The following is an 8101-nucleotide window of genomic DNA, read 5'->3' on the forward strand; positions in this document are numbered from 1 at the left end:
GCTCCCCCCGCCCCGCCGACGCGCGCGGCCGACGCGGCGGAGCCCGCCGGCACCCGGCGCGGGTGGGTGCGCGTCGCGGCGTTCGTGGGCGGCGCGATCCTGCTCGGCAGCGCCGTCGGCGTCGGCGTCACGACGTGGGCGGCCTCGCAGCGACCCTCGGACGCCGCGGTGCCGACGCCGGACGCCACCCCGACGGCCGCCGAGGTCCCCGTCAGCGACGACCCGCTGCCCGAGCCGACGGGGCCGGTGCAGCCCGAGGTCTCGGACCCCGGCGTCGCCCCCACCGACGTCGTCGCCGTGGACCGCGGCACGAGCGTCGAGCTGACGTGGGGCGACCCGACCGGCGGCGGCGCGACGTTCGTCGTCGTCGACCCGCTGAGCGACCCGCCGCGCGCGCTGGTGTCCCTGCCCGCCGGGGCGACCACCCACACGGTCGAGGGCGTCGACCCGCAGGCGCCGCGCGTGTGCCTGCGCCTCATCGCGATCCTCACCGAGGACACCCAGCGCCGTGGCATCTCCGACGAGGCGTGCGTCGACCGACCGGCGCCCTGACGCCAGGGACCCAGGTCCCGACCGCGCGCATTCACCCCGCGACTCTCCTCAGACCGCGCCGCCCGCGCCGATAGGTGCTGCGCACGACGTCGCACGACGTCCCGCGCACCCGGAGGCACCGCATGAGCACGACCCGCCCTCACCGCCTGCGCTTCGCGGACCGCAGCGTCCGCACGCGCGTGTTCACGATCGCCGCCGTGCTCATGCTGGGCCTCGTCGTGGTGGCCACGACGTCGCTGCAGGGCGCCGCGCGCGTCGCGGCCCTGCGCGACCGGGCCGACGAGGCCGTCGCCGTGCAGGCCCGGGTCGAGGCCGGCCGCTACGGGATGCTGTGGGCCGCCGACTACCTCGCGATCATGGCGTGGTCGTCGCGCGTCGCCGGCGGGGACGTCGCGGCCGCCACGGGTGGCGACAACATGACCGGCTACTCCCAGGGCATCACGGAGTTCCAGGACAACGTCGTCGACCTCGACCCCGCGACGCTCACGCCCGAGGGCCAGGACGCCGTCGCGGCCATCAACTCCGCGTGGCAGGGCTACGTCGACGCCGACCAGAAGATCTTCGCGGCGTGGCGCGACGGCCGGCTCGACGACGGCGACACGATCTGGCAGGGCGAGCGGTGGGACGCCTACTTCGTGGTCGCCGGTGCGCTCGACGACCTCCGCTCCGCGGTCCAGACGCAGGTCGACGACCTCGACGCGCAGGTCCAGGCGACCGAGACGCGCAGCCGCTGGTTGACGATCACCACGGCGCTCGTCGCCCTGGCGACCGGAGGTGCGCTCGCCTGGTTCGTCTCCGGCGGGATCATCCGCCGCCTGCACGCGGTGCGCGGCGCGCTGCGCCAGCTCGCCGAGGGCGACCTCACGGTCCGCGTCCCGGCGGACTCGCACGACGAGACCGGGCAGATGGCCCGGGCGCTCAACGAGGCGGCCGAACGGGTCGCCGCGCTCGTCCGCGACATCTCGGCGACCACGACGTCGCTCGCGCGCGCCAGCGAGGAGCTCGAGCACGTCTCGAACGCGGTCGCGGACGCCTCGGAGCGCGCGTCGCGCCGCGCCGAGGAGGTCACGGCCGCGGCCACGGGCGTGTCCACCAACGTGCTCACGGTCGCGTCGGGGTCGCACGAGATGGAGACGTCGATCCGCGAGATCTCCCGCAACGCCACGCAGGCCGCGCAGGTCGCCGCGACCGCGGTCGAGGCGGCGGACCGCACCGACACCACCGTCGTGAGCCTCGCCGAGTCCAGCGAGGAGATCGGCAACGTCGTGCGGCTCATCACCGCGATCGCCGACCAGACGAACCTGCTGGCGCTCAACGCCACGATCGAGGCGGCGCGCGCGGGCGAGGCCGGTCGCGGGTTCTCGGTCGTCGCCGGCGAGGTCAAGGAGCTCGCCCAGCAGACGTCGCGCGCGACCGACGAGATCTCACGGCGCATCGAGGCCATCCAGTCCGACTCGCGCGGCGCCGCCGACGCGATCCGCGAGATCGCCCAGATCGTGGGCTCGATCAACGACTACCAGATGACGATCGCGTCGGCGGTCGAGGAGCAGACCGCGACCACGAACGAGTCGGGCCGCAACATCACGGAGGCCGCGGCGGGCTCCGAGCAGATCGCGGCGCACATCTCCGACGTCGCCGGTGCGACCGAGGAGGTCGCGAGCGGCATCGCCCAGGCGCGTGAGCGCATCGACGGCCTCGCCGCGCTCGCGCAGGCGCTCAGCGCGCAGGTCGCCCGGTTCCGCTGCTGACGGCGCGTCGGTCGGTGCCGGGCGGCACCGGCCGACGTCCGCGCGGCGTCGGCGCGAACCACCACGCGAGCCGGCGGCCGGGGCCAGCACCGCGCCGCAGGCGGCGATCGGCCTCCCGCGCGCACCGCCACGCGGCGCCGTCGTCGCCGACCTCGGCGGCGCCGAACGCGACCGCCTCGGCGTCGCGGGCCACCGCCGACGTCTCGACGCCCGTCAGCTCGGTGATGCGCTCGGCGAGGTCGAGCGCGGTGGCCGCGGCCCGCGGCGGTCCGTCGCGCCGCGCGAGCGCCTCGGTCGCGTGCTGCCACGCCCCGACGACGCCCGCGGCGCGCAGCCGCCGACGCCGCAGGGCACCGAGGACGGCCAGGACCGCGACCGCCAGCAGGGCCGCGCCGACGAGCGCGGCCGCGAGCGCGAGGGCGACCACGCCCGCGGCGACGCCCGTCGTGGCCTCGTCGCGGTCCGCGCCGTCGCCGTCCACGTCCGGCGGCGGCGCGTCCTGCGGCTCGTCGACGGGCACGTCGTCCTCGACCGGGGTGCCCGCGTCCTGCGGGCGCGCGTCCTGCACGACCCCCGAGGCGGTCGCGGCGTCGGGCGACGGGTCGAACCGCACCCACCCCGGGCCCGCGAGGTAGACCTCGGCCCACGCGCGCACGTCGGCCCCCCGGACGTCGCGCGGCGCGGGGTCGTCCTGCGCCGCTCCACCCGGCACCGTGAAGCCCAGCACGACGCGCGACGGCAGCCCGACCGCGCGCGCGAGCACCGCGAAGGCGCCGGCGAACTGCTCGCTCGTGCCGACCTGGCCGCCGTCCGCGCGGTCGGCGAACAGGAACTCGCGCAGGCGCGCGTAGGACGACCCGCTGACGGCGTCGACCGCGAGCTCACGGTCGGCGCGCACGGTGTCGGCCAGCACGGTGGCCTGGTCGAGCCGCGAGTGCGCGCCGGCCACGACGTCCTGGGCGTAGGCGCGCAGGTCGGCCGGGACGCGGTCGAGCCGCAGGTAGCGGTCGACCTCGGCCCCGCCGGGCACGCCCGCCGCGGCGGCGTGCGCGGCGTCGGGCGCGTCGGCCTCGCCGCGCACGCGGTACGTGAGGCCCGCGGGCAGCCGCCCGTCGGGGGTGGGCGGCACCGCGAGGACGCCGGTGTCGACGTCGACGAGCGCACGCGGCGCGGTGGTGGCGACCACGTCGCCGACCGACGGCAACCAGGTGCCCGGGGACCCCGACGGGCCGGCGAGCGCGACGAGCTCGACCTCCACGTCGACGGGGGCCCGCCCTCTCCCCGGCGCGAGGGACGGCTCGACCACCGTCCCGACCTCGCGCAGGTCGAGGTCGGCCGACCAGCCGGTGCCGTCGAAGTCGGGGAGCGTCACCCACGTGAGGTGGCCGGGGTGCGTGCCGGCCACGCGCAGCACGGTCGCACCCGCGTCGGTCTGCCAGCGGGACAGCTCGGCGAGCGGGTGCACCGCCGCGGCCGGCACGCGCGGCGGCGTGACGTGCTCGCGCGGCTCGAACGGCCGACCGGCGACGGCACCCGCGCTCGCGACGCCCGCGACCGCGACGAGCCCCACGACGACGAGGCCGGCGACCCCGCCCGCGCGCCACCGTGTGCGCGGGCCGCGCGCGGCGTGCCCGAGACGCGGCGCCTCCCGCTCGCGCCCGACGGCGTCACCGCCCAGCAGCACCCAGCCCGCCGCGGCGACCGCGACCAGCGCGACCGCGACCACGCCACGGTCGGCCGCGCCGGCCGTGAGCAGCAGCGCCGCCCCGTACAGCACGCTCGCACCCACGAGCGGCGCGGTCCGCGCGGGCGCGCGCCGACCCAGCGCGAGCGCGACGCCGAGGGCCACGAGCGCCGTGAGGACGACGACGGGCAGCGCGAGCACGGGGGCGGCCGGGCGGGGAGCGGTCAGGAGCCGCGCGACGGCGTCGGCCACGGGCCCGAGCGCGGCGGCGGCACCGGTCGAGCGCCACGCCGACCCGTCGGCCCCGTCGGCGGCGTCGGGGCCGGGGCCCACCGCACCCACGCGCGCCACCGAGGCCGCGACGACGAGCACGAGCGCGACCACGGCCGTGCCGGTCGCCCACGCGGGCACACGCAGGCGGCGCGCGAGCGCGACGAGCGCGACGGGCACGAGCACGGCACCCGCGAGCGGTGCGAGGACGACGGGCGAGGTGAACGCGGACGCGGCCGGCACGCACGCCAGCAGCAGCAGCGCGCACGCCCAGGCGGTGACCGCGACACCCGGCGCGGCGGGCACGCGCGCCGGGGCCGGGTCGACCACGAGCAGGACGAGCGTCGCGGCGCCGCGCCCGGCGAGCAGCAGCGCGGGCAGGGGCGCCCGCGCGCCGGTCACCACGACCAGCACGTCGACGACCGCGCCACCACCGGGCGGGACGCCGACCGCCGCGTCGAGCCCCGTGGTGGCCGCCGGGGCGACGAACGTCAGACGGTCGACCGCGTGGGCCGCCGCCCGCAGCGGCTCGTCCGTGCCCGGCACCCCGGCGGGCACCTCGACGTCGAGCCGACCCGTGAGCGTCACGCAGCGCGCGGGGACGCCGTCGGCCGCGCACGCCTGCACGAGCGACGCGGCGGCGTCCACGGCCTCCTCGAACCCGTCCCCCACCTCGCCGTACGCGTCCGCACGGTCGTCGAGCAGCACCGTGAGGTGCGGCTGCGCGGGGTCGGCGTCCTCGCGGACCATCGGCGTGCCGACGCGCGCGGTGCTCGCCCAGTGCAGTCGGCGCAGGTCGTCGCCCGGCACGTACTCGCGCAGGCCCACCAGGTCCGTGCCGCCGTGCTCGACCCGCTCCTGCGCGCCGACGTGGCCGCGCCGGCGGCCCGCCGGCGGCGCGGCCGCCGCGAGCAGCCGCGGCACGACCTGCAGCGTCGAGGACCCGCCGCGCCGCTCGCGCGAGCGCACGAGGTCGGCCAGCCCGCGGCGCTCGAGCACGAACGGTCCGACCGCGACCAGGCCGCGGCGGTCGGTCGGCACGGGCACCTCGACCTCACCGGTCGCGCGGGGGGCGAGGTGCATCGGGGCGAGCGGCAGCTCACGACCCGCGACGCTCTCGGTGCCGGCGACCACGAGCGGCAGCCACGGCGAGGCGTTGCGCAGCGCGACGCGCGCCGCGGCCGGCCCGAGCCGGGGCGTGCGGGCGGGCTCGAGGCGCTGCGTCACGTCGAGCGGCGCGGGCAGCACGAGGCCCACGAGCGCGGCGACCACCAGCCCGAGCGCCGCGACGCCCAGCGCGACCAGCCCCGGGTAGCGCGCGAGCAGGCCGAGCGCGAGCGTCGCGACCCCGAGCACGGTGAGCGTCGTGCCGCGCACCGTCGGGCGCAGGCCGCGGGTCACCGGCAGCGCCTCAGACGGCCGCGGGCCGCGGCACGTCGACGGCCTCGACCGCCGCGGCGACCACGTCGGCGGCGGTCGTGCCCTCGAGCTGCGCCTCGCGCGTGAGCACCAGGCGGTGCTCGAGCACGGCGTGCGCGACGCGCTGGACGTCGCTCGGCACGACGTAGTGCCGGCCCTGCGCCGCCGCCTGCACCTGACCCGCGCCGACGAGCGCGCGCAGCGCGCGCGTGCTCGCGCCCAGGCGGGTGCGCGCGTCCTCGCGCGTCGCCTCGCCGAGCGCGCGCACGTACCGCAGCAGCGGGTCGGCGACGTGCACGGCGCGCAGCTCGCGGACGAACCGCGCGACCTCGTCGGGGCTCGTGACGACCGGCACCGCGCCGACGTCGCCCGCGCTCGACCCGGGTCGCAGCACCGCGAGCTCGTGCTCGAGATCCGGGTAGCCCAGGCTCACGCGCAGCAGGAACCGGTCGAGCTGCGCCTCGGGCAGCCGGTACGTGCCGTCGAGGTCGACCGGGTTCTGCGTAGCGACCACGAGGAACGGGTCCGGCACGGTGTGCGTCGTGCCGTCGGCCGTGACGGTGCGCTCGGCCATGACCTCGAGCATGGCCGACTGCGTCTTGGCGGCGGCACGGTTGATCTCGTCGGCCAGCAGCACGTGCGAGAACACCGGCCCGGGGCGGAACCGCACCTCGCCGGTGGCGGGGTCGAGCACGCTCGTGCCCGTCACGTCGGCCGGCAGCAGGTCGGGCGTGAACTGGATGCGGCGCGACGTGCCGCCGAGCGCCGCGGCGACCGCGCGCGCGAGGGTCGTCTTGCCGGTGCCGGGCACGTCCTCGAGCAGCACGTGCCCGCCCGAGAACAGCGCGGCGACCACGAGCTCGACGACGGGCCGCTTGCCGTGCACGGCGTGCTCGACCGCGTCGACGACGCGCCCGTGCAGCACCCGGAACTCGGCGACGGTGGTGACGGCGTCGGTCATGCGGGGCTCTCCTCGGTCGGGTCGTGCGGGGCGATCGGTGCGGTCGGTGCGGCTCCGTCCGTGCCCGTCGGCTCGCGACGGGCGCGCAGCCGCGCGGTGCGGAGCGCCCCGGCGGCGAGCAGCAGCCCGACGCCGGCCGCGGCGAGCGGCGGCCGCTCGGGCCCCACGGGCAGTCGCGGGACCCACGGCAGGGGCACGACGACCACGTCGGGGTCGCCGGGCGTCACGCTGACGGGGTCGGTGCAGATCCGCGAGACCGGGTCGCAGTACGCCCACGTGTTGCGCGGCGGCACCTGCTCGGTCACGGAGGCGGACGTGACGGTCCGGCCCTCGACGTTCTCGGCGCGGACGGCGACGGTCACGGAGCCCCCGGAGAAGCTGCCGAGGTGCACCGCACCCCCGGAGCACGACACGCTGCCCGCGGCGGCCCCGTTGACCACGAGCGTGCAGCCGCCCTGGTGCGCCGCCCACGACGCGGGGGGCGAGAGCTGCGCGGACATCGGGACCTCACGGTCGCCCAGGCCGGGGGTGCCGTACTGGACGAACGCGACGACCGCGTCACCGTCCGCGGGCGGCGGCGGAGGCGGCGCCGCGACGCTCACGCCCGCGCTCGCGGCCGGCCCGGCACCGACCCCGTTGGCGGGCGTGACGCTCACCGTGAGGGTCCCGCCGGCGGTGCACAGGGGCTGGCCCGCGCACGGCACGCTCAGCGTCGCGCCGGTCGCGGCGGTCGTGGTCGAGCCGCCCGTGCCACCGCCGGACCACGCGACCGTGTAGCCGGCCAGGGGTGACCCGTTGTCGGCGGCGGCCGCCCAGGACACGTCGACCGTGAGGACGTCGCCCGCGCGCCCCGCGAGCGTCGCGGTCAGCCCGCCGACGCCCCCGGGCGGGCCCGCCACCGTCACGGCGTTGGACGCCGCCGACGGCGTGGTCAGACCCTCGCGCTGCGCCTGCACGACGAACCGCACGCCGGTGCCCGGCGGCAGGTCGCGCAGCACGATCGAGGTCGCGTCCCCGGCGGTCGTGGTCGTCGAGCCGCCCTCGGGGCCGACGAGGTACGCGTCGACCGGCGTCCGCGACGGGGTCCAGGACACCGTGACCGCGCCGTCGCCACCGGCGACCGCCGTCACACCGGTCGGCGCGGCCGGCGCCCGGGGCGGGCACGCCGGGGTCGTGACCGCCGCGCTGGTCGCCGCACCGGAGCGCTCGCCGCCCGCCACGGCCTCGACCGAGAACGTCACGCGCGTGCCGCACACGACGCCGCGCACGACGGCGGTCGTCGCGCCCCCGCCGACCTCGACGGGGGCGACGCCCGCGGCCGAGGTCCGGACCACGTGGTCGTCCGCCGCGGGCGTGCCCGCGCGCCAGGTCACGGTGACGTCGGTGAGGCCGGCGGCGTCGGGCGTGCCGAGCGTCGCGACCACGCCCGACGGGCTGCCCGGCGGCGCTTCGATCGGGCCCGTCGTG

General features: G+C 78.6%; 4 protein-coding genes and 1 pseudogene. 2 read left to right on the forward strand and 3 right to left on the reverse strand.

The features are described from left to right. Window positions 1-552: pseudogene (locus tag ATM99_RS19385) on the forward strand (hypothetical protein); the annotation flags it as partial. A 122-nt stretch (window positions 553-674) separates the two neighbouring features. Next, window positions 675-2300 (forward strand): methyl-accepting chemotaxis protein, encoded by a 1626-nt coding sequence (locus ATM99_RS13395; protein ID WP_150118287.1) that lies wholly within the window; start codon window positions 675-677, stop codon window positions 2298-2300. Here the strand turns inward: ATM99_RS13395 and ATM99_RS13400 are convergent. The 3 genes from ATM99_RS13400 to ATM99_RS13410 form a co-directional block, all read right to left on the reverse strand. Further along, the gene (locus ATM99_RS13400; protein ID WP_062103382.1) at window positions 2269-5655 is read right to left on the reverse strand and encodes a DUF58 domain-containing protein; all 3387 of its coding nucleotides are present in this window, start codon (window positions 5653-5655) and stop codon (window positions 2269-2271) included. The genes ATM99_RS13395 and ATM99_RS13400 overlap by 32 nt on opposite strands. A 10-nt stretch (window positions 5656-5665) precedes the next feature. Continuing rightward, window positions 5666-6634: a MoxR family ATPase gene (locus ATM99_RS13405; RefSeq protein WP_062103383.1), complete on the reverse strand. Its 969-nt coding sequence runs from the start codon at window positions 6632-6634 to the stop codon at window positions 5666-5668. Continuing rightward, window positions 6631-8101 (reverse strand): fibronectin type III domain-containing protein (locus ATM99_RS13410; protein WP_223305071.1); only part of this gene is annotated, 1471 nt, incomplete at its 5' end. The genes ATM99_RS13410 and ATM99_RS13405, both read right to left, overlap by 4 nt.

Source organism: Cellulomonas sp. B6, assembly GCF_001462455.1.
Lineage (GTDB): Bacteria > Actinomycetota > Actinomycetes > Actinomycetales > Cellulomonadaceae > Cellulomonas.

Coding starts and splice junctions, on each gene's coding strand:
- ATM99_RS13405 (WP_062103383.1), bottom strand. CDS start 6,634: ATGACCGACGCCGTCACCACCGTCGCCGAGTTCCGGGTGCTGCACGGG.
- ATM99_RS13395 (WP_150118287.1), top strand. CDS start 675: ATGAGCACGACCCGCCCTCACCGCCTGCGCTTCGCGGACCGCAGCGTC.